Source organism: Nocardioides sp. NPDC059952 (assembly GCF_042730435.1).
Classification (GTDB): Bacteria; Actinomycetota; Actinomycetes; order Propionibacteriales; family Nocardioidaceae; genus Nocardioides.
The window spans coordinates 22,745-45,207 of the sequence record NZ_JBHWLY010000010.1; the positions used below are offsets into that span (position 1 = coordinate 22,745).

General features: G+C 69.1%; 25 protein-coding genes. 14 read left to right on the forward strand and 11 right to left on the reverse strand.

Going from position 1 to position 22,463, the window contains the following annotated elements:
- Position 1: 1 nt before the first annotated feature.
- Positions 2-898, reverse strand: a complete 897-nt coding sequence (locus ACFV9G_RS06915) for a hypothetical protein (protein ID WP_378726134.1) — start codon at positions 896-898, stop codon at positions 2-4.
- A 398-nt stretch (positions 899-1,296) separates the two neighbouring features.
- Between ACFV9G_RS06915 and nrdR the strand changes: the two genes are divergently transcribed.
- The 4 genes from nrdR (at position 1,297) to ACFV9G_RS06935 (ending at position 5,750) form a co-directional block, all read left to right on the forward strand.
- Positions 1,297-1,797: a transcriptional regulator NrdR gene (nrdR, locus tag ACFV9G_RS06920; protein WP_378726135.1), complete on the forward strand. Its 501-nt coding sequence runs from the start codon at positions 1,297-1,299 to the stop codon at positions 1,795-1,797.
- Positions 1,798-1,949: 152 nt separating this feature from the next.
- On the forward strand, positions 1,950-4,871 hold the full coding sequence (locus tag ACFV9G_RS06925; protein ID WP_378726137.1) for a vitamin B12-dependent ribonucleotide reductase: 2,922 nt from the start codon (positions 1,950-1,952) through the stop codon (positions 4,869-4,871).
- Positions 4,872-5,004: 133 nt separating this feature from the next.
- A complete protein-coding gene (locus ACFV9G_RS06930) occupies positions 5,005-5,358 on the forward strand; it encodes a DUF4440 domain-containing protein (protein ID WP_378726139.1) in 354 nt (117 codons plus the stop codon).
- A 26-nt stretch (positions 5,359-5,384) separates the two neighbouring features.
- The gene (locus ACFV9G_RS06935) at positions 5,385-5,750 is read left to right on the forward strand and encodes an HIT domain-containing protein (RefSeq protein WP_378726141.1); all 366 of its coding nucleotides are present in this window, start codon (positions 5,385-5,387) and stop codon (positions 5,748-5,750) included.
- Between the two features lie 29 nt (positions 5,751-5,779).
- Here the strand turns inward: ACFV9G_RS06935 and ACFV9G_RS06940 are convergent, their stop codons facing one another.
- From ACFV9G_RS06940 to ACFV9G_RS06950, 3 genes are all read right to left on the reverse strand, one after another.
- Entirely contained in the window at positions 5,780-6,691 is a 912-nt protein-coding gene (locus tag ACFV9G_RS06940; RefSeq protein WP_378726142.1) for a hypothetical protein, read from the reverse strand.
- A gap of 173 nt (positions 6,692-6,864) precedes the next feature.
- Positions 6,865-7,035: a hypothetical protein gene (locus ACFV9G_RS06945; protein WP_378726144.1), complete on the reverse strand. Its 171-nt coding sequence runs from the start codon at positions 7,033-7,035 to the stop codon at positions 6,865-6,867.
- 35 nt (positions 7,036-7,070) lie between these two features.
- The gene (locus ACFV9G_RS06950; protein ID WP_378726146.1) at positions 7,071-7,460 is read right to left on the reverse strand and encodes a carboxymuconolactone decarboxylase family protein; all 390 of its coding nucleotides are present in this window, start codon (positions 7,458-7,460) and stop codon (positions 7,071-7,073) included.
- 150 nt (positions 7,461-7,610) lie between these two features.
- Here ACFV9G_RS06950 and ACFV9G_RS06955 point away from each other — a divergent pair, with 150 nt between their 5' ends.
- From ACFV9G_RS06955 to ACFV9G_RS06995, 9 genes are all read left to right on the forward strand, one after another.
- Entirely contained in the window at positions 7,611-7,871 is a 261-nt protein-coding gene (locus tag ACFV9G_RS06955) for a metal-sensitive transcriptional regulator (RefSeq protein WP_141802705.1), read from the forward strand.
- A 214-nt stretch (positions 7,872-8,085) separates the two neighbouring features.
- On the forward strand, positions 8,086-9,135 hold the full coding sequence (locus ACFV9G_RS06960) for a hypothetical protein (RefSeq protein ID WP_378726148.1): 1,050 nt from the start codon (positions 8,086-8,088) through the stop codon (positions 9,133-9,135).
- Positions 9,136-9,208: 73 nt separating this feature from the next.
- Entirely contained in the window at positions 9,209-11,221 is a 2,013-nt protein-coding gene (locus tag ACFV9G_RS06965) for an MDR family MFS transporter (RefSeq protein WP_378726150.1), read from the forward strand.
- Between the two features lie 53 nt (positions 11,222-11,274).
- A complete protein-coding gene (locus ACFV9G_RS06970) occupies positions 11,275-11,577 on the forward strand; it encodes a hypothetical protein (protein WP_378726152.1) in 303 nt (100 codons plus the stop codon).
- The gene (locus tag ACFV9G_RS06975; RefSeq protein WP_378726155.1) at positions 11,577-12,779 is read left to right on the forward strand and encodes a WXG100 family type VII secretion target; all 1,203 of its coding nucleotides are present in this window, start codon (positions 11,577-11,579) and stop codon (positions 12,777-12,779) included. The genes ACFV9G_RS06970 and ACFV9G_RS06975 overlap by 1 nt, the downstream gene beginning before the upstream one ends.
- 7 nt (positions 12,780-12,786) lie before the next feature.
- The gene (locus ACFV9G_RS06980) at positions 12,787-13,146 is read left to right on the forward strand and encodes a hypothetical protein (RefSeq protein ID WP_378726157.1); all 360 of its coding nucleotides are present in this window, start codon (positions 12,787-12,789) and stop codon (positions 13,144-13,146) included.
- Between the two features lie 2 nt (positions 13,147-13,148).
- A complete protein-coding gene (locus ACFV9G_RS06985) occupies positions 13,149-13,574 on the forward strand; it encodes a hypothetical protein (RefSeq protein WP_378726159.1) in 426 nt (141 codons plus the stop codon).
- Positions 13,571-14,017 carry a hypothetical protein gene (locus ACFV9G_RS06990; RefSeq protein WP_378726160.1) on the forward strand — a complete coding sequence of 149 codons (447 nt, stop codon included), beginning with the start codon at positions 13,571-13,573 and terminating at the stop codon, positions 14,015-14,017. Before ACFV9G_RS06985 ends, ACFV9G_RS06990 begins: the two co-directional genes overlap by 4 nt.
- Positions 14,018-14,044: 27 nt before the next feature.
- Complete coding sequence (locus ACFV9G_RS06995) at positions 14,045-14,722, forward strand: hypothetical protein (protein ID WP_378726162.1); 678 nt, start codon at positions 14,045-14,047, stop codon at positions 14,720-14,722.
- Here the strand turns inward: ACFV9G_RS06995 and ACFV9G_RS07000 are convergent.
- Positions 14,700-15,146, reverse strand: a complete 447-nt coding sequence (locus tag ACFV9G_RS07000; RefSeq protein ID WP_378726165.1) for a hypothetical protein — start codon at positions 15,144-15,146, stop codon at positions 14,700-14,702. The two genes, ACFV9G_RS06995 and ACFV9G_RS07000, sit on opposite strands and share 23 nt — an antisense overlap.
- Before the next feature lie 124 nt (positions 15,147-15,270).
- Here ACFV9G_RS07000 and ACFV9G_RS07005 point away from each other — a divergent pair, with 124 nt between their 5' ends.
- Positions 15,271-16,047 (forward strand): NPP1 family protein, encoded by a 777-nt coding sequence (locus tag ACFV9G_RS07005; protein WP_378726167.1) that lies wholly within the window; start codon positions 15,271-15,273, stop codon positions 16,045-16,047.
- Between the two features lie 26 nt (positions 16,048-16,073).
- Here the strand turns inward: ACFV9G_RS07005 and ACFV9G_RS07010 are convergent, their stop codons facing one another.
- From ACFV9G_RS07010 to ACFV9G_RS07035, 6 genes are all read right to left on the reverse strand, one after another.
- A complete protein-coding gene (locus tag ACFV9G_RS07010; protein WP_378726169.1) occupies positions 16,074-16,832 on the reverse strand; it encodes an anti-sigma factor domain-containing protein in 759 nt (252 codons plus the stop codon).
- A complete protein-coding gene (gene sigK / locus ACFV9G_RS07015) occupies positions 16,829-17,428 on the reverse strand; it encodes an ECF RNA polymerase sigma factor SigK (protein ID WP_378726171.1) in 600 nt (199 codons plus the stop codon). The genes ACFV9G_RS07010 and sigK overlap by 4 nt, the downstream gene beginning before the upstream one ends.
- A gap of 37 nt (positions 17,429-17,465) precedes the next feature.
- On the reverse strand, positions 17,466-18,107 hold the full coding sequence (locus ACFV9G_RS07020; RefSeq protein ID WP_378726173.1) for a fasciclin domain-containing protein: 642 nt from the start codon (positions 18,105-18,107) through the stop codon (positions 17,466-17,468).
- A 78-nt stretch (positions 18,108-18,185) separates the two neighbouring features.
- Positions 18,186-19,751 carry a molybdopterin-dependent oxidoreductase gene (locus tag ACFV9G_RS07025; protein WP_378726175.1) on the reverse strand — a complete coding sequence of 522 codons (1,566 nt, stop codon included), beginning with the start codon at positions 19,749-19,751 and terminating at the stop codon, positions 18,186-18,188.
- Between the two features lie 157 nt (positions 19,752-19,908).
- Positions 19,909-21,666: a DUF429 domain-containing protein gene (locus ACFV9G_RS07030; RefSeq protein ID WP_378726177.1), complete on the reverse strand. Its 1,758-nt coding sequence runs from the start codon at positions 21,664-21,666 to the stop codon at positions 19,909-19,911.
- Between the two features lie 49 nt (positions 21,667-21,715).
- Positions 21,716-22,408 carry a class I SAM-dependent methyltransferase gene (locus ACFV9G_RS07035; RefSeq protein ID WP_378726179.1) on the reverse strand — a complete coding sequence of 231 codons (693 nt, stop codon included), beginning with the start codon at positions 22,406-22,408 and terminating at the stop codon, positions 21,716-21,718.
- Positions 22,409-22,463: the final 55 nt, after the last annotated feature.

Sequence of the window (22,463 nt, forward strand, 5' to 3'; positions counted from 1 at the left end):
GTCAGTGGCGCCCGCGGTAGGGGCGGTCCGGCTCGGCCGGCGGCCACTGCTTGTTGCGGGTGCCGTGCCGCGGCGGCCACTCGTCGTCCGGCTCGACCGGGGAATCCTGGGGCTGCCGCTGGGTGGGCATCGCCTGGGTCGCGGCGGGGTCCTGGGTCAGTCGGGCCCTCGAGCCCGTCTGACCGTAGCCGGTCGGGGTCTGGTAGGCACCGGACTGATACTGCGGCGAGCCACCCTGCTGGGTGGGGTAGCTGTCCGTGCCGTATCCCTGCGAGCCGTACCCCGAAGTGCTCTGTGGCGTCGACGTCGGTGTCGGCGGGCTCGAGTAGTAGGGCTGCGGGGAAGGCGGAGGGCTGGTCGGCGGCAGGTAGGACGACGTGCTGTAGGCGGCCCGGCTGCCGGTGTTGCCGTAGCCCTGGTCGCTGCCGGGATAGCCGTAGGGCGACTGCGATCCGGTGTCGGTGTAGGACGGGTTCCCGGTGTCGCCGTAGGGCGGCTGACTCCCGGTGTCGGAGCTGTGCCGGCCGTAGGAGCCGGTGTCGTCGTAGCCGTAGGAACCGGCGCCGTAGTAGTCCTGCTCCGGGTAGGCCTGCTCCGTGTAGAGCTGCTGGTCGGAGTAGGTCGTGTCCGAGTAGTCCTGCTCCTCGACGTAGGCGTTGGAGTGGCTTCCGGTGTAGTCGTCGGTGGGTGGCGTGGTCGGGGAGCCGGAGAAGGCCCGCCAGGCCTTCCCGGCGAAGGTGAAGGTCAAGAAGAGGCAGGCGACTGCAACGACCGCCGCGACGGCGAGCTTCGCCCAGGCGCCGGAATCGCCTCCCCGTGCGTCGGCCCCGAAACCGACGGCGACCCACACGAGCACTCCCCAGATGACGAGGAATGCCAGTGTCGCGATCGCAGGCAAGATGAAAGGTGGCCGGGGACCGCTTCTGGGGCGCGTGCCTCTCCGCGACCCGACGCGATTTCCTCCGGAGATGTTTGTCACGGGGGCCATTCTTACTCATCCAGGCCAGTCCGGCGCCGCTGAACCGGAATCTTTCGGTGTTTGACCGGCGACACGCCGGGCGCGCGGGTAAACGCGCCGCTCGCTTGCATCGTCGTGGGGGCGGGCGTACGGTTACCACTACATCTAGTAGTTACACCGCTGTAGTTATCCACATCTAGTTCACATGAACAGGCGGATGGCCCACAGCGACGGGGGTGTTGTTCCACAGGGACTCACGCTCATATCCACAGGTTCCACAGGCTCGGGCCGCCGTTGAGACGGCCTGGATCCACAGGTCTCACGAGAGGGGCTCGACCGTGCACTGTCCGTTCTGCCGACACAGCGACACCAAGGTGCTCGACTCCCGCGTGGCCGAGGACGGTGGCCAGATCCGGCGCCGCCGGGTCTGCCAGGAGTGTGGGAAGCGGTTCACAACCGTCGAGCAGATGCAGCTGATGGTGGCCAAGCGCTCCGGCGCAGCGGAGCCGTTCAGTCGCGACAAGGCGGTGCACGGCGTACGCAAGGCGTGCAAGGGTCGGCCGGTCACCGAGGACCAGCTCGCCTGCCTCGGCCAGGAGGTCGAGCAGGCGCTGCGCAGCCAGGGGCTGGCGGAGGTTCCCAGCAACGAGGTGGGGCTGGCGATCCTCGCGCCGCTGCGTGAGCTCGACGAGGTGGCCTACCTGCGCTTCGCGAGCGTCTACCGGGCCTTCGGCTCGGCGGACGACTTCGAGCGCGAGATCCAGATGCTGCGTACGGAACGGGAAGTCAAAGACTTCGAGGCAGAACACCCGGTCGAGGCCCCGGTGGGCAGCGACTAGATCCCACGGATCACACAGACCGGCCCGGGCAGGCCGTGGGGAAGCGACCTGTCCGGGCCATCCAGCGGAAACAGATAGAACAGAGCAAGGACTCCACCATCAGCACCGACCAGCAGTACGGCACAGCGATCGATGACAACAGGGGGAACGAAATGACAGACACGGCAGCAGAGGCACAGGCATCGGCGAAGGCAGGCGCCGGGCTGAAGATCGAGCGGATCTTCAGCACCGAGGGCGTCCACCCCTACGACGAGATCACCTGGGAGCGGCGCGACGTCGTCCAGAAGAACTGGAAGACCGGCGAGACCGTCTTCGAGCAGACCGGAGTCGAGTTCCCCGACTTCTGGTCGATCAACGCCTCGACGATCGTGACGACGAAGTACTTCCGCGGCGCCATCGGCACCGACAAGCGTGAGCAGAGCCTGAAGCAGCTGATCGACCGGGTCGTGAACACCTACGTCGCCTCCGGCAAGGAGAACGACTACTTCGCCTCCGAGGCCGACGCGGACCTCTTCGGTCGCGAGCTCACCTGGCTGCTGGTCAACCAGCACTTCGCCTTCAACTCGCCGGTCTGGTTCAACGTCGGCACCGAGTCCCCCCAGCAGGTCTCGGCCTGCTTCATCCTCTCGGTCGACGACTCCATGGACTCGATCCTGAACTGGTACAAGGAGGAGGGCCTGATCTTCAAGGGCGGCTCCGGTGCCGGTCTCAACCTCTCCCGCATCCGCTCCTCCAAGGAGCTGCTGAAGTCCTCCGGCGGCACCGCCTCCGGTCCGGTCTCCTTCATGCGCGGCGCCGACGCGTCCGCGGGCACCATCAAGTCCGGTGGCGCCACCCGCCGCGCGGCGAAGATGGTCGTGCTCGACGTCGACCACCCCGACATCGAGGAGTTCGTCGAGACCAAGGCGCGCGAGGAGGACAAGATCCGCGCGCTGCGCGACGCCGGCTTCGACATGGACCTGGGCGGCAAGGACATCTCGTCCGTGCAGTACCAGAACGCCAACAACTCCGTGCGCGTCTCCGACGAGTTCATGCGCGCTGTCGAGGAGGGCAAGAAGTTCGGCCTCCGGGCGCGTACCACCGGTGAGATCATCGAGGAGATCGACGCCCGCGAGCTGTTCCGCAAGATCTCGATCGCCGCGTGGGAGTGTGCCGACCCGGGTCTGCAGTACGACGACACGATCAACGACTGGCACACCAACCCGGAGACGGGCCGGATCACCGGCTCCAACCCGTGCTCGGAGTACATGTCGCTGGACAACTCCTCCTGCAACCTGGCGTCGCTGAACCTGCTGAAGTTCCTCAAGGACGACGACACCTTCGACGCCGTGCGCTTCCAGCAGGCCTGCGAGGTCGTCTTCACCGCGATGGACATCTCCATCTGCTTCGCCGACTTCCCGACCGAGGCGATCGGCGAGACCACCCGCGACTACCGCCAGCTCGGCATCGGCTACGCCAACCTCGGCGCGCTGCTGATGGCGATGGGTCTGGGCTACGACTCCGAGGGTGGCCGCACGATGGCCGCCGCCATCACCTCGCTGATGACCGGTGCCGGCTACAAGCGCTCGGCCGAGCTGGCCGCCGTCGTCGGGCCGTACGCCGGTTACGCCCGCAACGCCGAGGCCCACCAGCGGGTCATGCGCAAGCACCAGGCCGCCAACGACGCGGTCCGCTCGATCAACCCGGTCGACCGCAACATCATCGACGCCGCGACCCGCGTGTGGTCCGACGTCGTCGAGCTCGGCAAGGTCAACGGCTTCCGCAACGCGCAGGCCTCGCTGCTCGCGCCGACCGGCACCATCGGCTTCATGATGGACTGCGACACCACCGGCATCGAGCCCGACTTCTCGCTGGTCAAGTTCAAGAAGCTCGTCGGCGGCGGCTCGATGCAGATCGTCAACCAGGTGATCCCGCGTGCGCTGAAGAAGATGGGCTACCAGCCCGAGCAGATCGAGGCGATCGTCGCCTACATCGGCGAGCACGGCCACGTCATCGACGCCCCCGGTCTGCGCCAGGAGCACTACGAGGTCTTCGACACCGCGATGGGCAAGCGCGCGCTGCAGCCGATGGGCCACGTACGCATGATGGCGGCCACCCAGCCGTTCCTCTCCGGTGCGATCTCCAAGACCGTCAACCTGCCCGAGACCGCGACGGTCGAGGAGATCGAGCAGGTCTACATGGAGTCGTGGAAGCTTGGCCTGAAGGCCACCGCGATCTACCGCGACAACTGCAAGGTCGGTCAGCCTCTGGCCGACGGCAAGTCGGAGAACGCCAAGAAGGACCAGGGTCTCTCCACGGTTGCCGCCGAGGTCGCTGCCGAGGCCGAGGTCGCGCCCGAGGTCGTCGAGAAGATCATCGAGAAGATCGTCTACGCGCCGACCCGCAAGCGCCTGCCGAAGTCCCGCGTCTCGCGCACCACCTCCTTCACCGTCGGTGGCGCCGAGGGCTACATGACCTCCGGTGCCCACGCCGACGGCGAGCTCGGAGAGGTCTTCCTCAAGCTCGGCAAGCAGGGCTCGACCCTGGCCGGTGTCATGGACGCCTTCTCCATCGCGGTCTCCGTCGGCCTTCAGTACGGCGTGCCCCTGGAGACCTACGTCTCCAAGTTCACCAACCTGAAGTTCGAGCCCGCCGGCCTGACCGACGACCCGGACGTACGCATGGCGCAGTCGCTCATGGACTACGTCTTCCGCCGGCTGGCGCTGGACTACATGTCCTTCGAGGACCGCTCGGCTCTCGGCATCTACTCCGCCGACGAGCGCCAGCGCTACCTCGAGACCGGCTCCTACGAGCAGCTCGGCAACGGCACCACCGCCGCCGAGCTCGTCCAGAAGCCGGCTCCGGCCCCGAAGGCCGCTCCTGTCGTCGAGCCGGTCGAGGCCGAGATCGAGGAGGAGGCCGAGGTCGTCGAGGAGGCGCCCAAGGCGACCGCTCACACCACCACCGAGCTGCTCGAGTCGATCAGCGGCATGGCCATCGACAGTCCGCTCTGCTTCACCTGCGGCACCAAGATGCGCCCCGCCGGCTCCTGCTACGTCTGCGAGGGCTGCGGCTCGACCTCCGGTTGCAGCTGAGTCGTGAGTGAGTAGTTCCGGTCCCGCACCCGCGCAAGGGTGCGGGACCGGACTCGTTTCAGGGTCGACGTGGGAGTCTCGGTGTTACTGGGTGACCTCAGGACTCCCATGTCTCTTGGATAGCCTGCGGGTCGTGAGCGAAGCGGATCTGGCTGAGGTGATGGCGCTCGAGTGTGAGCTGCAGACGGCCGCGATTCGTGCCGATCCAGCGCGGCTCAGGGACCTTCTCGCGCCAGACTTCGAGGAGGTCGGTTCCTCGGGACGCCTGTGGGACTTGGCGTCGATTCTGGACATGCTTGCATCCGAGGATGAGGAGACTCCTGACATCGAGGTGCACGGACTCACCGGGCGTGTGCTCGCGGACGACGTGATGATCCTGCGGTGGCGATCGGTCCGTGGCGAGCGCACGGTTCACCGAACCTCCCTCTGGCAACGCCGCCCGGGAGGTTGGCGCCTGGTGCATCACCAAGGAACTCCAGCCGCGTAGCGCTGCCGAGACCATACGGTTGCCAGGTGAGTTCAGAGGAGACCGAGGACCTGTATACCGGGACCGACTTCTACTGTGACGTCGCGATTCCGCACACCGACCGTCTCGAGGTGGTGCATGAGGACGAGTGGGTGCTGGCGTTCCATCACACCCGGCCGTATTGGGTGATCCATGTTGTAGTCGTGCCCAAGCGTCACATCGCATCGTTGACGTCTGTCAGTGCTGCCGACGAGGCGGATGTGCGGGCACTGCTCTCGATCGTTCGGGAGATTGCCCGGGACGTGGAGGCGAGTCATGGTGCTGCTGCCGTCCTCACGAACCTGGGCGCATACCAGGATTCCAAGCACCTCCACGTCCACATCCACAGCGGCAGGCGCCTGGATCAGGGGTGACGTGGGAGTCTCGGTGTCACTGGGTGACCTCAGGACTCCCACGTTGGGAGGTCACACCCCTCGCCGCAGGGGATCGGATCACCTTTCCACCCATTCGCCTTCAGGATCTGGGCGATCCTGGCTGCGGTTCGACACGACGTACCGAATATCTGATGCCAGCGGAGGCGGGCGGTGGCCCGACCGCCGAGGGCCAGGTCGTCGAGATCCCGGTCGGCGTCGCGACCCTGGGCGCTCCACGACTCGTGGTTGAGTCGGCCGTCAAGCTCGACGACGAGGTCGTACGCGTCGTACTCGACGTCGCGGAACTCCTTGCCGGTCGGCGTCTGTCTTTGGCTCTGGCGGGTGCCTGTCGGGAGGCCGTGGGCGCGCTCGACTCGGGTGAGGTAGGCGTGCTCGAGGACCGAGCACGTGCCGGCATCCACGTCGGTGAGCAGGTCGCTGATGAAGGCGCGGCGGGGGAGTCGTGGGTGGCGCTTCAATGCGGTGCGTACGGCATCGGTGGTCACGCCGCAGCGGCCGATGGTGTCGGTGAGCAGGCCGATCACTTCGATCTTGGAGGTGGCGTTCCTCGCTTGGAGGAGGGCGTTGTCCTCGAGCTTGAGGCGGGGCGGTCGGTCGGCGGCGAAGGTCTGCCGGGAGAGACCGACCACGCGGTGGATGACGACGCCGGACGGTGGGTCGAGGCGGCGGGCGTGGTCGATCGCCACATGGATGGGTGCGTGGACTTCATCGGTGCGCTTCGGCTCCAGAACGGATGGGCCGCACAGCGCTGCGGGTTCGGCGTAGAGCACCGCCGCCCAGGCGCGCTGAGACCAGGTGAGCGGGCCGGTGTGGGTGACGTAGACACCGCGATGGACCGCCTGCATCTCGCGCCGCCTGATCGCGCGACGGATGTCGTTCGGGGTGTAGCCGCCGAAGGTGAGCTGTGCTCGGCTGGCCACGCCGTCCTGCAGCTCCAGCTCGCGCGCGACCCAGGCTCGCCGCGCTTGCAGGTCGCGCCGTGGCGAGCTCCGGATCGGCGAGCGCGGTCACGAGCCCTCCTGGGTTCCTGTCGACGGCAACGGCGTCGGACGAATTGGTGGTCGCTGGGCACGATAGGCGTGACCTCCGACAGTCAGTGACCGAGGAAGCGAGCCAGCCAGGTGCCGTTGGGGTCCTTGGGGTCGGCGGAGTGGCCGGGGCACCACTGGCCGGTGGGTACGGAGGCCTTGACGGTGGCGACGTGGCGGCCGCAGCCGGCCCACGTGGTCTTCTTGCACTTCTTGCAGCGGACGGGGCGACACATTGTTCGGTTCCTGCTTCTGTGGATCTGGTCGATGATCAGGCGGGAGGTTCGCCGGCGTCGAGGGCGTCGACGAACTCGCAGAACGCGTCGAAGGCTCGCGCGCCATGGATGGTGGCGGGGCCGCCGTGCATGAGGAAGGTGACGCCGATGGCCTCGGCTGCCTCCTGGGGGCTCGCCCCGGCGCGAGCAGCGGCCTGTCCGTGGGAGGCGATGCAGCCGTCGCAGCCCTCGACTACTCCGATCGCGAAGGCGATCAGCTCCTTGGTCTTGCGGTCGAGAGCGCCGTCGGCGAAGGCCGCCTTGGAGAGCCCGCCCCAGCCCGCGTAGACGTCGGGGATGGCGCGGCGCAGCTCCTGGTGGAGTGGCCCGAGCTCGCGCAGGACGCTCTTGCCGTGGGGTGAGGCCTGGTCGGTCGTGGTGGTCATGGGTGGCTCCCTTCGGTCGCCGGTCGACGTAACCCCCCGGGGGGTTACGTCGGCGACGGTAGCATAACCCCCCGGGGGGTTATAGAATCGCCGGGATGCCAGTGGCTTTCCGGCGCGCTGGCGGCACCCGAGGAAAGAAGAAGGACTCTGATGCAGCTCGAGCCTGACGAGATCAAGGCCGTCATCACCCGACTCAAGCGGGCCAACGGACACCTCGCGTCCGTGATCCGGATGCTCGAGGAGGGCTCGGAGTGCGAGGACGCGCTGACCCAGCTCGCGGCGGTCAACAAGGCGGTCAGCCGAGGTGGCTATGCGCTGGTCGCCACCGGGCTGGAGAAGTGCCTCGCCGAGGGTGGTCGCGACAGTGTCGACACCAAGAAGATGGAGAAGCTCTTTCTCGCTCTTGCCTGAACGCCGGGCCGATCACTGTCCACAGGCGAGCTTCGGGACGGGGTTATCCACATGCCGGTGATAGGCGCTGGCGGGGCCTATGGATCCGGGGTCTGCTGGGGCCATGCCCAAACGAAAGAAGCGTGAGAAGTCACCTCGTCCACCGAACAGGTCCGGGGATCCGCGGCGGCGGTCGTTCGTCGAGAAGGTCGTCGACAGTCCCTATTGGCCGGCGATGTTCGCGGTGAACGATGCCGAGGCTCGCGGGGACGTGAAGTCGGCCCTGGAGATCATTCACACGACCAGCGCCCAGCTCGCCAAGGAGCAGTTCTGGCATCCGTCGCGTGTCGAGCGGCTGGAACAGCTGCGGCTGCTCGAGGCGCTGATGCCGAGGTGGGCGCACTCGCGATGGATCCTCGCGCAGGCGATGCAGGGGACCCATGCGCGCAACCAGTGGCGGATGTCGAAGGCGATCCGTGTCGCCCTGGACGTCCGTGGCGGCCCCGATCCCGGACGTGACCGGGAGGACGAACGGATCCAGATCCTGGATCGTGACTGGGTCTATCGCCAGACCTTCCTCTACGAGCTCGGCGGGCTCGAGGCGTTCCTGCGCCACAACGCTTCAGGCGACCTCATCGCCGGCGCCGACCGGATCTGGGAGTGGGTGCGGGCACCGATGCGTGGCGTGCGGCTGCGGGGGCGGACGCCACGCCACCTGCTCTGGGAGGATCCGAGGACCGGGGAGCAGGTGACAACGATCAACATCGGTGCCGGTCTGCTCGTCGACGACGGGGCGTGCGTGATCGGCCGGATCGTGCCGATCGACGAGGGTCTGATGTTCGAGACGGCCCCGCTGCGGGTGCCTGAGGAAGTGGCGTACGCCGTCGCGGATGAGCCGGAGCGGTGGGTCGACGCGCTGCGTGACAGGACCGGGACGCCGGATCGCGAGCCGGGAGAGATCTGGACCCACCGCGGGCTGCGCGACTACGGCTTGCTCACCGACGTTCCGTACGGACTGGTCAATCTCGCCATGGACGCGGGTCTGCACGCGTTCAGGAATCCCGATGACGAGGAGCTGGACGAGCTGGACGAGCTGTTCAACCATCCGGCCGACTATCCCGCGTGTCTGGCCGCCTGGCTGGTGCGACCGGAGACGATCACGGCGCTCGGCGCGGGCGTGCCGCTCGAGGGTCTCGCCGCGCTCGGCGGGTTTGCTGAATTCGTCCATGAGCCGGCCGCGAGCCTCATCCGCGACCTGGCCGATCACCACGAGGAGGTCGCCTGACACTCCGCGAGGTCTCTCGCTCCGGCCTGGAGTTTGGCTTAGTTTGATTCCAGTCGAGACCGTGGGGGTCGCAATGGCAACACCGCAGGCGACGTCGGAGGCCGAGCCTCAGTTGAGCCGGCGCCGGATCAATCTCATCTTCGGCACCGTGCTCCTCGGCATGCTGCTCGCGGCGCTCGACCAGACGATCGTGTCGACCGCGCTGCCGACGATCGTGGCCGACGTCGGAGGTGCCGGCCACCTGTCGTGGGTGGTGTCGTCCTACCTTCTGGCCGAGACGGTCGCGACCGTGCTCGCCGGCAAGTTCGGTGACCTCTTCGGACGCAAGCTGATGCTGCAGGTCTCCGCCGGGCTCTTCATCCTCGCCTCGGCCGCGTGCGGGTTCGCGACAGACATGGCCTGGTTGATCGGCGCGCGAGCCGTGCAGGGCATCGGTGCCGGTGGCCTGATGGTGACCGCTACGGCGCTGATCGGCGACATCATCCCGCTGCGCGATCGCGGGAAGTACCAGGGCGCCCTCGGGGCGGTCTTCGGTGCCACCACCGTCCTCGGGCCGCTCCTCGGTGGTCTCTTCACCGACCACCTCTCCTGGCGTTGGGCGTTCTACATCAACCTGCCGCTCGGCATCGCCGTGATCGCGATCGCCAGCCTGACGCTGCCGCAGATCGCCCGCGGCAAGCGACCCTCGATCGACTACCTCGGCATCCTCTTCGTCGGCCTCGGCGCCTCGATGCTGACGCTGGCCGTCAGCTGGGGCGGGACCGAGTACGCCTGGGGATCGGCGACCATCATCGGCCTGTTCATCGGCTCGGCGATCGCCTTCGCGATATTCGTCTGGGTGGAGTCGCGGGCGGTCTCTCCGATCCTGCCCCTGCGGCTGTTCCGGGACCGGGTGTTCACCGTCAGCGTCGTGCTCTCGTTCATCGTCGGCTTCGCGATGCTCGGCGCGATGACCTACCTGCCGACCTACATGCAGTACGTCCACGGCGTCTCCGCGACGTCGTCCGGGATCCGCACCCTGCCGATGGTCGTCGGTCTGCTGGTCACGTCGACGGTGGCGGGTTCGATCGTGGGCCGGACGGGCCGCTACAAGATCTTCCCGGTCGCCGGTGCACTGATCATGGCGCTGGGGCTCTATCTGCTCTCGACCATGGATGCCGACACCAGCACCCTGATGATGTCGCTGTTCCTGCTGATCATGGGCATGGGTGTCGGCCTGAGCATGCAGATCCTGACGATCATCGTGCAGAACACCGCGGCCTACGAGGATCTCGGCGTCGCGACTTCGGGCGTGACCTTCTTCCGGACGATGGGCAGCTCGTTCGGCGCCTCGATCATGGGCACCGTCTACGCCAACGGGCTCGCCGACCGGCTCCCCGCCGCGCTCGCCACAGCCGGAGTCTCCCCGGACGAGGTCGCGACACCAACCCTCCTGCACGCGCTGCCCGAGGCCCAGAGCGCGCCGATCATCACCGCCTACGCGGAGACGCTGCACGTCGTCTTCCTCGCCGCGGTCCCCGTCGCCGGGCTCGCGTTCCTGGTCGCGCTCCTCCTCAAGGAAGTGCCCCTGCGCGACACCTCGAGGGCGGCCGCGACCGACCCGGGCGACGGCTTCGCCATGCCCAACTCCGCCGACAGCGCCATGCGCCTCGACGCCGCCGTCGCCCAGCTCGTCCGCCGCCAGCCGCCGGAGACCTTCACCATGATCCGGGAGTCGGCGGTCGACCTCGACGCCGCCACCGCGTGGTGCGTACGCCAGATCGGCATCCGCGAGTGGGTCGGCGGTGAGACCTCGCTGGTCGCGATCGGCCACCGCCTCGGGATGCCGGGCGCGGTGCTGGCGCCGGCGTTCGCCACCGCGGCGGCGGAGGGCTACCTCTACGGCGACGAGACGGCGTACGCACTGACGGAGGCGGGGAGGGAGGAGCTCGGCAAGCTGGTCGCGGCGTTCAAGCAGTGGCTGGTCACCGAGCTCTCCGACTGGGGCGCCGACGACGCCAAGCTCGATGAGGCGCTCGCTGTGCTCTCCCGCAAGATCGTCGAGGGCGAGCAGGACGTGCGGAGCCCGGTCGCGGCGGCCGTATAGGGCTTTTTACGTGCGGCATGTTTGAAATGGGCGAAAGCGGGTAGGACGAAGGCATGAGTGACGACGACATGCACGTCAATCCCGACGATCTCAGGTCCATCAAGAGCACGCTCGACACCGCCGGCGGAGACCTCTTCAAGCAGGCCAAGCCGCTGCAGAAGACCCCTGACGTCGGGGAGTCGTCCTCCGAGGTCGCGACCGCGCTCGCGTCGCTGGCGGCGGCCGTCGGAGGGATGGCGGAAGGCCTCGGGAAACTCAGCGACGGCGTACAGAACGCTCTCGACCATGCGACCACGACCGATGACGCGACCGGCGACGCGGGCCGGCGCCACGAGCAGAGGGTGAAGGGCAACTGATGCCGGAGGCGATGGACACGAAGGTCTACGGCGACGCGTCGGAGGCGCAGACTGCGGCGGACGCGTGTACGACCGCCAAGGACGAGGTCGGTGAGGCCCTCGCCGACCTCGGCAAAGCGATCAAGACCGCCGGCTCGTGGAAGGGCCAGGCCGGCGCCGCCTTCGAGTCGAAGGCGGAGAGGCGCAAGAGCGACCTGCGTCAGCTCGAGTCGCGCATCGAGGCCATGGGCAAGGGCCTCTCGACCTTCTCGGGTGACCTGAAGGCGGTCGAGACCAAGATGTCGACGATCCGCACCGAGGCGAGTGGGGCGGGACTAGCGGTCAGCGGCACCATGATCTCGCCGCCGACAGAGCCGGGCGATGACGCCTCCGAAGGCGACGTCAACGCCCACAACACCAAGGTCGAGAAGTGGAACGATCTGGTCAGCCGGGTCGAGACGGCTCGCAAGGACGAGGACAACGCCCACGAGGACCTCGGCAAGGCGATCTCGAAGTCGACCGGCGACGGCTGGATCGAGGACCGCCTGGAAGACCTGGGCCTGCTGCCGAAGGACTTCTCCGACGGCATGCAGATCGGTGCGTACGCCCTGGGGCTGGCCGGTCTGGGAGCCGGCGCCGGCGTCGACTGGATGGTGAAGAGTCGTTACGGCACGTTCCAGCCGCGGGTGAACGGCCGGTTCGCCAGCCCGTCGAGCCTGACGAAGCTGGAGCGCGCCGCGAAGGTGCTCAACGACAAGAACTGGCACGCGAAGGCCAACCAGGCAGCCGTACGCGGCAAGTGGCTGACCGCGGGCAAGTGGGCGACCCGGGCCGGCTGGGTGGTCACGGCCGGCACCTCGGCGTGGGAGCAGTGGCAGAAGGACGCCGATGACCCGTCGCTGTCGACGACGGAGCGGGTGAGCCGGACGGTGAGCACCTCCGCGATCACGACCGCGGGCGCCGCGGGCGGGGCCTGGGCCGGCGCTCAGGCCGGTGCCGCGATCGGCAGCATCTTCCCCGGCCCTGGCACGGTCATCGGCGGTGTCGTGGGTGGTGTGATCGGTGGTGCGATCGGCTCAGGGCTGGCCGGCAAGGCGGCCGACTTCGTGGTCGACGAAGCGGGCGAGCTCGGTGAGGCAGTGGTCGACGGGGTCAGCGACTTCGCGGAGGGCGCCGGCGAGGTAGCCTCCGATGTCGGCGACGCCATCACCTTCTGGGACTAGGACCGCAATGATCTGGGCCGCACTCATCCTCGCCGCCGGCGTCATCGGCGCCGGGGTCAGCATCTGGCAACATCTCGGGCTCTCCGCTCGTGCCCGTTCCTGGGCGACCGCGTGGAACCGGGGCGGTGTCGGCGAGGACGTCGTGCTCATCCATCTGCCCTGCATCTCCGCGCTGGCCATCACCGGCTCGACCGCGTTCGGCCTGGTGCCGGAGCAGACCGCGGCATGGACGATCATCGGTGGGCTCTTCCTGCTCACCTGCCTCGTCTACCCGCTGCTGGTCATCGTGCCCACCCCGCCGTTCATCAAGCCGAAGTGGTATCGCGAGTCGCGCCCGAAGAAGAAGCGCACCGCGGGAAAGAAGTGACCTTGTCTGATCACCGGACGACCCTGACCCTCCCGGCAGGCTGGGAGAGTGTCGAGCCGCCCGCGGGCGTACGCTTCCTGGCGCTCGCGCCGGAGAGCGGGACCTTCCGCTCCAACCTCACGGTGACCGCCCAGACCAACGGCGACCTGGGGTTCCGCGACTGGCAGGTCGGCTCCGAGATGGCGTTCACCGAGATGATGCCGGGCTACACGCCGATCGACCTCGAGCGCCTCACGATCGCCGGGCAGGAGGCGGGGCGGCGGCTGGCGATGTATGACGGGCCGGGCGGCTCCGCGCTGACCATGGAGCAGTGGTTCGTGGCGATCGACGGAGTCGGCCACACCCTGACCGCTACCGTGCTGACCAGCGACTATGCGACCTGGGCTGCCCAGATCGACGCCGCTGCCTCGACCTGGAGCCCGGCATGAGCGCCGCGGCGACGGAGGTCGTCTGGATCCTCGCCGGCCCCGGGGGACGCCTCGAGCACCGCGCCGCGGTCGGCCCCTCGGGCATCCACCTCGAGCTCGGCGTCGACGGCACCCGTACGCAGCCCCTCGAAGCCCCGCGCGGTCACCTCGTCCCGAGCCTGGTGCGCACCCTGAAGATCCGCCCGGTCAAGGGCGCGGCCGGGTCGGTGCGCCCGTTCCCGACGGCCCGGATGGCCGAGCTCCTGGGCGAGGACCAGGAAGCTCGCGACGTGGTTCTCGCAGAACTCGGCGCGCGCACCGCCTGGGCGATCACGGTCGGCCCGTGGCAACTCGCCGGGATCAACGGTCCCGACGGTGTCCATCTCGCCCTGGAGGACCGGCTCACCCCGCTGACCAACACCGCGTTCTACCGGCTGCTGTGCCAGCAGCTCGGCGCCTACTGATGCCGAACAGGCCGCACTACTGAGCCGATGAGGAAGCTCCAGATGTGCTCGATGATCGCCGCCCTCGTGGCCGCGCTGAGCGGTTGCGGGTCGGCCGTGCCCGACTTCGAAGACGGAGGCGAGCCGCCGGACCCGAGCCCGTCGGCGGCCGCTCCGGCGGTCGACTTCTCGGCGGACATCGCGGTCGACCCGGACTCGGTCACGGTGACCTACACGGTCACCAACAACGAGTCGACGGACGTCTTCGTCGCCGACCGTACGCTGGTGCCGTCGGGGGCGGGGACGAAGCTGTCGACCGCCCCCTATGTCACCACCGAGAACGGCGAGGACGGACCGGTCCTGGTGCTGTCCCACCGGGCGTTCCCGTGGCCGCCGGGCATCAACCTGGCCGTCGCGCCCACCGGTGGCGGTCAGCTGCTCGCCCCGGGCGAGACGGTGACGGTCGAGACCGGCATCGACCTCCCGGCGACCCGCAACCAGCCGTTCGGCGACGATCTGGGCCACGGGACGATCACGCTGCCCGAGGACCCGGTGGCCGTACGTTTCTGCCTCGGCGTCACCGCCTCGCCGATCCCGCCCGCGCTGCAGACGCAGGACGCGGGAGAGGGGGCGCTCACCTTCGCGCACGGCAACGCCGCCCACGAGGCGCAGCACCTGTTCTGCAGCCGGACCGAGCCGCTGGCTACCGATCCCGCTCGAGGGTGAGGGCGGCGAAGTCGGCGCCGAGGATCTGGAAGGCGTCGACGAGGAGCCCGGCGACGCGGGCCGCCTCGGACCGGGGGACGGTGCGCCAGTAGTGCGCCACGGCCGGAGCAGGGGCGATCGGGTCGGTCTCGTCAGGGGTCAGCCAGCCGGCCGAGCGAAGCGCCTCGTGCTGCTCGGTGGAGGCCTCCCAGGAGCCGCCGACGTGCTGCGTACCCGCGAACTCGGCGTAGAGCACCTCGTCCACGCACAGCACCTGACCCCAGCGAGACGGCGCGGCCGACCGTGACGACTTCGCCCTGAGCCGGGCCAGGAAGCCGGTCGGCGCCGGCGCTGGCGGCGAGGGCTCGCCGATGATCACGAACTCCTGCTGGCCGAGGCCGGCGAGCTCGGAGGTGATCCGTTCCTGCCACTGCGTTGCGTCCACCGGTCCATCCAACCAGGGCCGGCGAGCAGCGTTACCGGTGCGTTCACACCCAAGGGGTTGTCGCGCGATCGTGGCGCTGGTTGCATCTAGGCACCCCCTTCCCCCCACAAACAAGGGACCCCACATGACTCTCGGGAAACGACTCACGCGCAAGCTCGCCCTCGCGCTTCCGCTCGCCGCACTGCTCTCCCTCGTTCCGGCGGCCGCCTGGGCAGCCCCGCCCCCGGCGCTGCCGGCCTCGGCCCCGGAGGGCGACCGCACCTGGCAGCCGGCGCTCGACTTCGACACCGACGGCTGTTACAGCACACCGGCGATCGGTCCGGACGGCACGCTCAACGGCGGCCTGGCGATGGGCGGCACGGTCAACGGCCAGTGCCGCGACCTCTCCGACCTGCAGAGCACCAACGTCTACTCCCGCTCGAAGTGCAACAACGGCTGGTGTGCGTACCTCTACGGCTATTACTTCGAGAAGGACCAGGTCTCGTGGGGCCCGGGCTCGGCCGGCCACCGGCACGACTGGGAGCACATCATCGTGTGGGTGCAGGACGGTCACGCGCGCTACATGTCCGTCTCCCAGCACTCCGGCTACCAGATCAAGCCCGAGGCGGAGCTGCAGTTCGAAGGCGGTACGCACCCCAAGGCCGTCTATCACAAGGACGGCGGCAGCACCCACTGCTTCCGCTTCCCCAAGACCGGTGGTGGGGACGAGCCGCCCGAGAACCACGAGGGTGTCTGGCAGGTCAAGGGCCTGGTCGGCTGGGACAACTACCCGGCGGGCATCCGCGACCGTCTCGTCGCGGCCGACTTCGGCGCCGCCACCTTCAAGCTCACCGATGCGCGCTTCGGCGACGCACTGGCGAACGGGAAGCCGGCCGGGGTCTCCCTCGACCCCTACGCCTGAGCCGGCCAGCCTCCCGTTCGCGCAGGTCAGGTGGCCTGTGCGAAGTCGAACAGCGCGATCGGGGCCGAGGTCGGCTCGTCCGAGCCGCCCTCCGGCTCGACGGTGATCCCGGCCGCGCTCGCGTCCCCGGCGTCACCCTCGAGGACGACGGTCTGGTCGCTGCCGGCGGGCATCAGGCCGGCGGGGACCATGACGTCGTCGTGCTGGAGCCAGAGCTCGTAGACCTTGCCGTCGGGCGCGGCCGGCATGTCGGAGGTGACCAGCACCGCCCTGTTCTCCGAGACCGAGCGGACCACCCGGGCCCGGGCGTCGCCGGGAAGGTCGACGGCCACGGTCGTGGCGTCCTTCGCGCTCAGCACCCGCTCCGCGGTCGTCATGGTCTGGCTGGAGTCGTCGTCGCGGATCAGCTCGACGGCGGCGACCGTGCCGGTGCCGACGACGGCCAGCACCGCGGCCGCGGCGGCGAACGTACGCCACCCGAACCGGCGACGGCCGGACGATGCGTCCGAGGTCTCGGGAACCTCGTTCGCCCTGTGCTTCGGCGCGGTCTCGGGCGGGAGCGGCCGGATCTCCTTGATGCCGGCGAGCAGACGGTCGCGCAGCTCCGGGGGAGGAGCGGTGTCGGTCAGGCCGCCGAGCATCCAGGTGCTGTCGCGCAGGCTGGCCACCTCGTCGCGGCAGTCCGCGCAGACGGCGAGATGCTCCTCGAACCGGGCGCGCTCGATGTCGTCGAGAGCGTCGACGGCGTAGGCGCCGGAGAGGGCGTGAATGTCGTGCGCGGTCATCGGCTCACTCCCATCGCGTCGCGCAACCGGATCAATCCGTCCCGGATACGGGTCTTTGCAGTGCCTATCGGCAGGTCCAGCATGGCGGCGACCTCAGTGTGGGTGTAACCACCGAAGTACGCCAGCTGCAGGGCTTCACGCTGAACTGCTGTCAGCGTCTCGAGGGCGGCATGGACGCGGTGAGCCTCCAAGGAGGTCTCCACGGCCTCGGCCGTCGTGTCATGGGGCGGGGTCTGGGTGGTGCCGTGGTAGGCCGTGTCGTTGCGGCCGGCGGACTCCGCGGATCGGACCCGGTCGACGGCACGACGATGGGCCAGCGTCAGCAGCCACGAATGGGCGCTGCCGAGGTTCTCGTCGTACCGGCTGGCCGTACGCCACACCTGGAGGTACGTCTCCTGGGTGACCTCCTCCGCCTGAGCCGGGTCACGCACGACCCGCAGGACGAGTCCGTGCACACGGGCGGCGGTCGCGTCATAGAGGCTGGCGAAGGCGGCCTCGTCGCCTCGGGCGACGCGACGGAGGAGCTCGGCGAGCCCCGGGGACCCGGCCCCCTCCGGCGACGAGTCGCCGGAGGGGACTGAGCTGAGCGGTCTCATGTGTCGATCCTCGCGGATATCCGGTCCGATGTCCCGATCAGGGCATCAGGACGGTGTCGACGACGTACACCGTGGCGTTGGCGGTCGGGATGTTGCCGCACAGAACCTTGGCGTTCTCCTTGCCCACGGTGAACTCCTCGCCCTCGCCCTCGACGGTGATCATGTCGCCGGCCAGGGTCTCGTGCTCACCGGCGATCTCGTCCGGGCCGAGCTGACCGGCCACCACGTGGTGGGTGAGGACCTTGGTCAGCGTCTCCTTGTCGGCCAGCACGGCGTCGAGGTCGGCCTTCGGGATCTTCGCGAAGGCGTCGTCGGTCGGGGCGAAGACGGTCAGCGCGTCGGCGCTGTTGAGGGTGTCGACGAGCTCGGCCTGGCCGACGGCCGAGACCAGCGTCTTGAGCAGCGGGTTGGCGCTCGCCGCGGAGGCGACCGGAGCGGTCGACATGCCGTTGAACGAGCCGGCGCCGTCGGCGGGGATCAGCTTGCAGCCCTCGCCGAAGGTCTGGGCACCTGCCTCCATGTCCTCCTCAGGCGCGGCCTCGGACGACTCGGAGGTGCTGGACCCGCCTTCGCTACCGGACGCGGTGTCCTCCGAACCACATGCCGAGAGACCGAGACCCAGCAGGAGCGCCATGGACGCGGCGACGCTGCCGGTGCGGGTGATCGTGTTGAGCTTCATTGGGAGAGCCTTTCGAGGGTTGGTCTCTTGCTGTCATGAGGGCTTCGGCACGGTGGCCGGTTCGGATTTCGTCTTTTTTCATTCGGTGACGGTGACGACGATTTCCTGGATGCCGCTCGATCCGTCCGGGAACGGGGTGGCCCGGTCGGTGCTCTGCACGTTGCCGTCGCGATCGGTGACCCGCACCGCCAGCTGATGGCTGCCGGGCTGGGCGTCCCAGGGCAGGAACCACTGGCGCCAGTAGTCGATCCCGGCGTCCGGGCCGAGCTCGGCCGGCTGCCAGCGGCCGCCGTCGATGCGTACGTCGATCCGGTCGACGCCATGGTGCTGGGCCCAGGCGACGCCGCCGATCACGGTGCGGCCGGCGGGGATGTTGCTCAGCGGGCGGGGTGTGTCGATCCGGCTGGACAGCTTGATCGGGGCATCGATGGCCCAGTCGCGGTCGGTCCAGTAGGCCGTCGCTTCGTCATAGCGGGTCAGGGTGAGCTTCGTGACCCACTTGGTCGCACCGACGTACCCGTAGAGGCCGGGCACCACCAGCCTGGCCGGGAATCCGTGGGTGCGGGGGAGGACCTCGCCGTTCATCCCGAGGGCGACCATCGCGTTGCGGCCGTCGATCGCGGCCGCGAGCGGGGTGCTGATCGTGAAGCCCTCGACGTCGGTCGAGAGGATCTGGTCGGCGTTCTTGCCGACGCCGGCCTCCTCGAGCAGCTCCTGGAGAGGTACGCCGGTCCAGCGCGCCGCGCCGACGAGCTTGCCGCCGACCTCGTTGGAGACGCAGGTCAGGGTGATGTCGTGCTCGACGTTCTCGCGTTCGCGCAGGTCGTCGTAGCTGAAGGTGAGCTCGCGCTCGACGTCGCCGTCGATGGTCAGCGACCAGCTGTTCTGGTCGACGATCGGGACGGCCAGCTTGGTGTCGACCCGGTAGAAGTCACGGTTGCGGGTGACGAACCGGGAGATCCCCTGATGGGTCTCCTCCAGCCCTGCCGGGAGCGCCGGCAACGGGTCACGGACCCGCGGCAGCATGATGTCGGCGAGCGCCGTACGGCCGCGCACGATCAGCTGCCCGCCGGTCGCGGCCGCGGCGGAGAGCAGTGCCAGAGCCCCGGCGCCGATCAGGACGCCGCGTCGGGTGGACAGTCCCTCGCTGTCGGCGTCCGTGGGATGCACGGTGGGGTGCTCGGGGGTGTGCTCGGGGGTCTGGTCGGCGTTCAGTGCGCGGGTCAGGACCACCAGCACGATGGGCCCGAGGGCGAGCGCCACCAACGTGGGTACGAGATCGGTGATCTTGAACAGCGGCTGGCGGACCACGGCGGCTCCGGCGAGCAGGACCAGGCCCGCCATCAGCCCGACGCCGAGTCTCAGGCGTCTGCGGGCCACCATGCCGATCACGGCGGCGAACCCGATCGTGACCAGCAGCACGCTGCCGATCAGGATCGGCTTGTCCGCGGTGCCGAGCTCGCGCACCGCCCACTCCTTGACCGGCGTGGGTGTCGCGTCGATGACCGCCGTGCTGACCGCGAGCGCGGGGGACGAGGCCGGGGTGAGCAGCGCAGCGGTGAGGTGCGCGGCCGACATCCCGGCCACTCCGGCGAGCACACCGGCGGCGGCATGGGCGAGGGTCTGTCGATCCAGGTGTCTCATAGCGGGGATTCGCGCCCGCACCCCGATCGGATTTCGGGGTAACACGCTGTTCGTAGGACTACTCGCCCTATCAGAACGACCAGATAGTCCTACGAACAGCGTGTTACACGAGGTCAGGCCCGCGACCGGACATCAGCGAGTCGCCCGAACGACCTGCTCAGTCGGAGTCGCGCATCTTGGCGAGCCTGGCCCGCAGGCCGGGCTCCCGGTGCGCGTTGGCACGCAGCCCGACGTAGGTGTCGCCGTAGACCCAGAGCAGGGCGTCGTCGAGCCGCCGCACCGCGCCCGGCGGATAGCGGTAGTCCATCCGCGCCATGAGGGTCTCCTCGTCGACCGAGCGCAACGCCTCGCCGAGCTCGGTCAGCGAGGTGATGCCGAGCTCGAGGATGACGCCGGAGATCCATCCGTAGTGGTCGGTTCGCGACCAGCCGGCGTCGGCATACTGCCCGGCCAGGAACGCCGCCAGCTCACGGGGACTGATCCGCGGGTCGTCGTCGAGAGCCTCGGTGCTGGCCGCGGGTACGCCCTCCCGGAGCCGATCCCTGATCGTGGAGAACTCGCGGTCGGCGAGCTCGAGCAGCCCGGCGGCGAGCGTGAACCGTCGGTCGAAGTCGGGTACGTGCTCGCTGGGGATGGTGCCCTTGTAGCGGATGTCGTGCTCGAACTCGGCCCAGGCGTGCTGCAGCACGGTGCGGATCTGGATCTGCGCCTGGCGGCCCCGCAACAGCTCGTACGCCGCCTGGCCCTCGCGCGCGGCGTCGAGGCTGACCAGCAGGTGGCGGCTGGCGTACCCGAACCGGCCCTCGCTCGCGGTCTCCTCACCCATGTCACGGTCGTCGAGGACCACCACCTGGTCGTCAAGGAGGTCGGCGACGGCCTGGACGTCGCTGCGGACGTAGGTGATCACCCGGAGCCCGATCTGGTCGGTGATCTGGCGGAGCGGGTCGGTGAAGACCTGCCGTCCGTCGACGGTCCGAGCCGCCTTGGCCGCGAACGACGCGACCGACTTCGCGCGGGAGGTCACGGTCAGGTAGTTGATGCCCGCGTCGTCGAGGATCGAGGTCACCAGCTCGACGTACTGGTCGGCCGCTTCCTGCAGCGTCGGCTGGATCGCGGCGTACTCACGGACCGCGGACGCGGTGTCGTGGATCTTCGCCCCGGCTCGCCCGCGGGGTGTCGGGCGGAGGTCGTCGGGCAGCGTCGGCGTGACGATGTAGCCGGTGGCGAAGTCCCCGTAGGTGGTGGTGCGCTCCGGTGCGCGGGTCGCGAACAGACCGATGTAGGCGCACAGCACGGCGTCGACCTGGTCTTCGACCGCGCGCAGCTCGCTCTTGCGTACGGCACTCTCGGCGGCGGTCCGGAGCGCGAGCCAGGACGGGTCATCGAGCAGCAGCGGCGGGTCGGCGCTGGTGAGACCCTCGAGCAAGCCGAGCAGCACGACCAGCTCGGCGCGGAGCTGGTCGATGTCACGCCCCGACTTGTGCTTGTACTTCAGCGTCCGGCCCAGGCGGAAGAGAGCCACCGTCGCGGGGTGGGGGTAGACCTCGATCGCCCGCCGCCGGCGGCCCGACCGCGGGTTCATGTCGAGCCCGAGCCGCGCCGCGATCCGGGCGCCTCGAGGCTGCTCGCTGAACTCGGGCTTGCTGGTGTTGGTGGGGTGCGCGCCCGCGTCGAAGCGGGCGAAGTCCTTGTTGAGCGCGGCCTCGGCCGGCCGGTTCCCGGTGGGGTTGGTGACGATCAGGGGAGCATCGATCGCGACCAGGCAGTCGTCGGCGACGTACGGCTCCAGGGCGGCGATGATCTCGTCGTCGGTCGTGGCGGCCGAGACGTGGACGAGGCGGCCCTCCTCGTCCAGGACGGCCAGGCCGGTCGGCCTGCGCACGCCCCAGGCGAGGTCGACTCCGATGAAGTACATGGGGTCAGACTGCCCGGTCCGTGAGGCGCAGGCCCAACCCCCGCGCTCGTCAGCGAGTCGCCTGCACGATCGTGATCGGCCCGAACCTGTGCTCGATGTGGTCGATCTCGCGGGCGTCGGTGAACCCGGCGTCGGTCAGGAGGCTGACGATCGCGTTGTCGAGGTTGCGCTCGGTGAAGGCGTTCATCTTGTGGTGCCGGTGACCCTCGTGGTTCCCGTGGTCGTGTCCGCCGGGGCCGTGGTCGGGTGCCCCGAAGTCGACGATGGTCACCTTCCCGCCGGGCCGCAGGATCCGATGGGCCTCCCGCCCGAACCCCTTGCGCCCGGCGTCATCGACGTGGTGCAGCGCGAGCGAGGAGACGACGTGGTCGACGCTGCCGTCCTTCGGCAGCAGCCGGTCGGCGTACCCCTGCACCAGCGAGAGACGTACGCCCCGCCGACCCGCCTTCCGGGCGGCGATCCGCAGCGCGCCGTCGTCGGGGTCGTGCCCGGTGACGACGGCCCCGGGTACGGCGCGGAGCACCGCGAAGGAGAGGTTGGCGGTGCCGCAGCCGACGTCGAGCACGCTCTGGCCGGACTCGATGCCGGCGAGCTCGACGGTCCGTTCGTGGAGGGCGTGCACGCGGGCGAACCGGGTGAAGAGGTCGTAGAGGGGGAGGAGCCAGGCGCGGCCCATGCCGGGGAGGAAGTCGCGGCCCCGATCGCTCTCGGCGCGGCCGTCGATGATCTGTATGGTGGTCATATCTCTACGATGGGACATTCTGCGGATCAGCGGTGGGAGGGAAGTCGGTCACCAT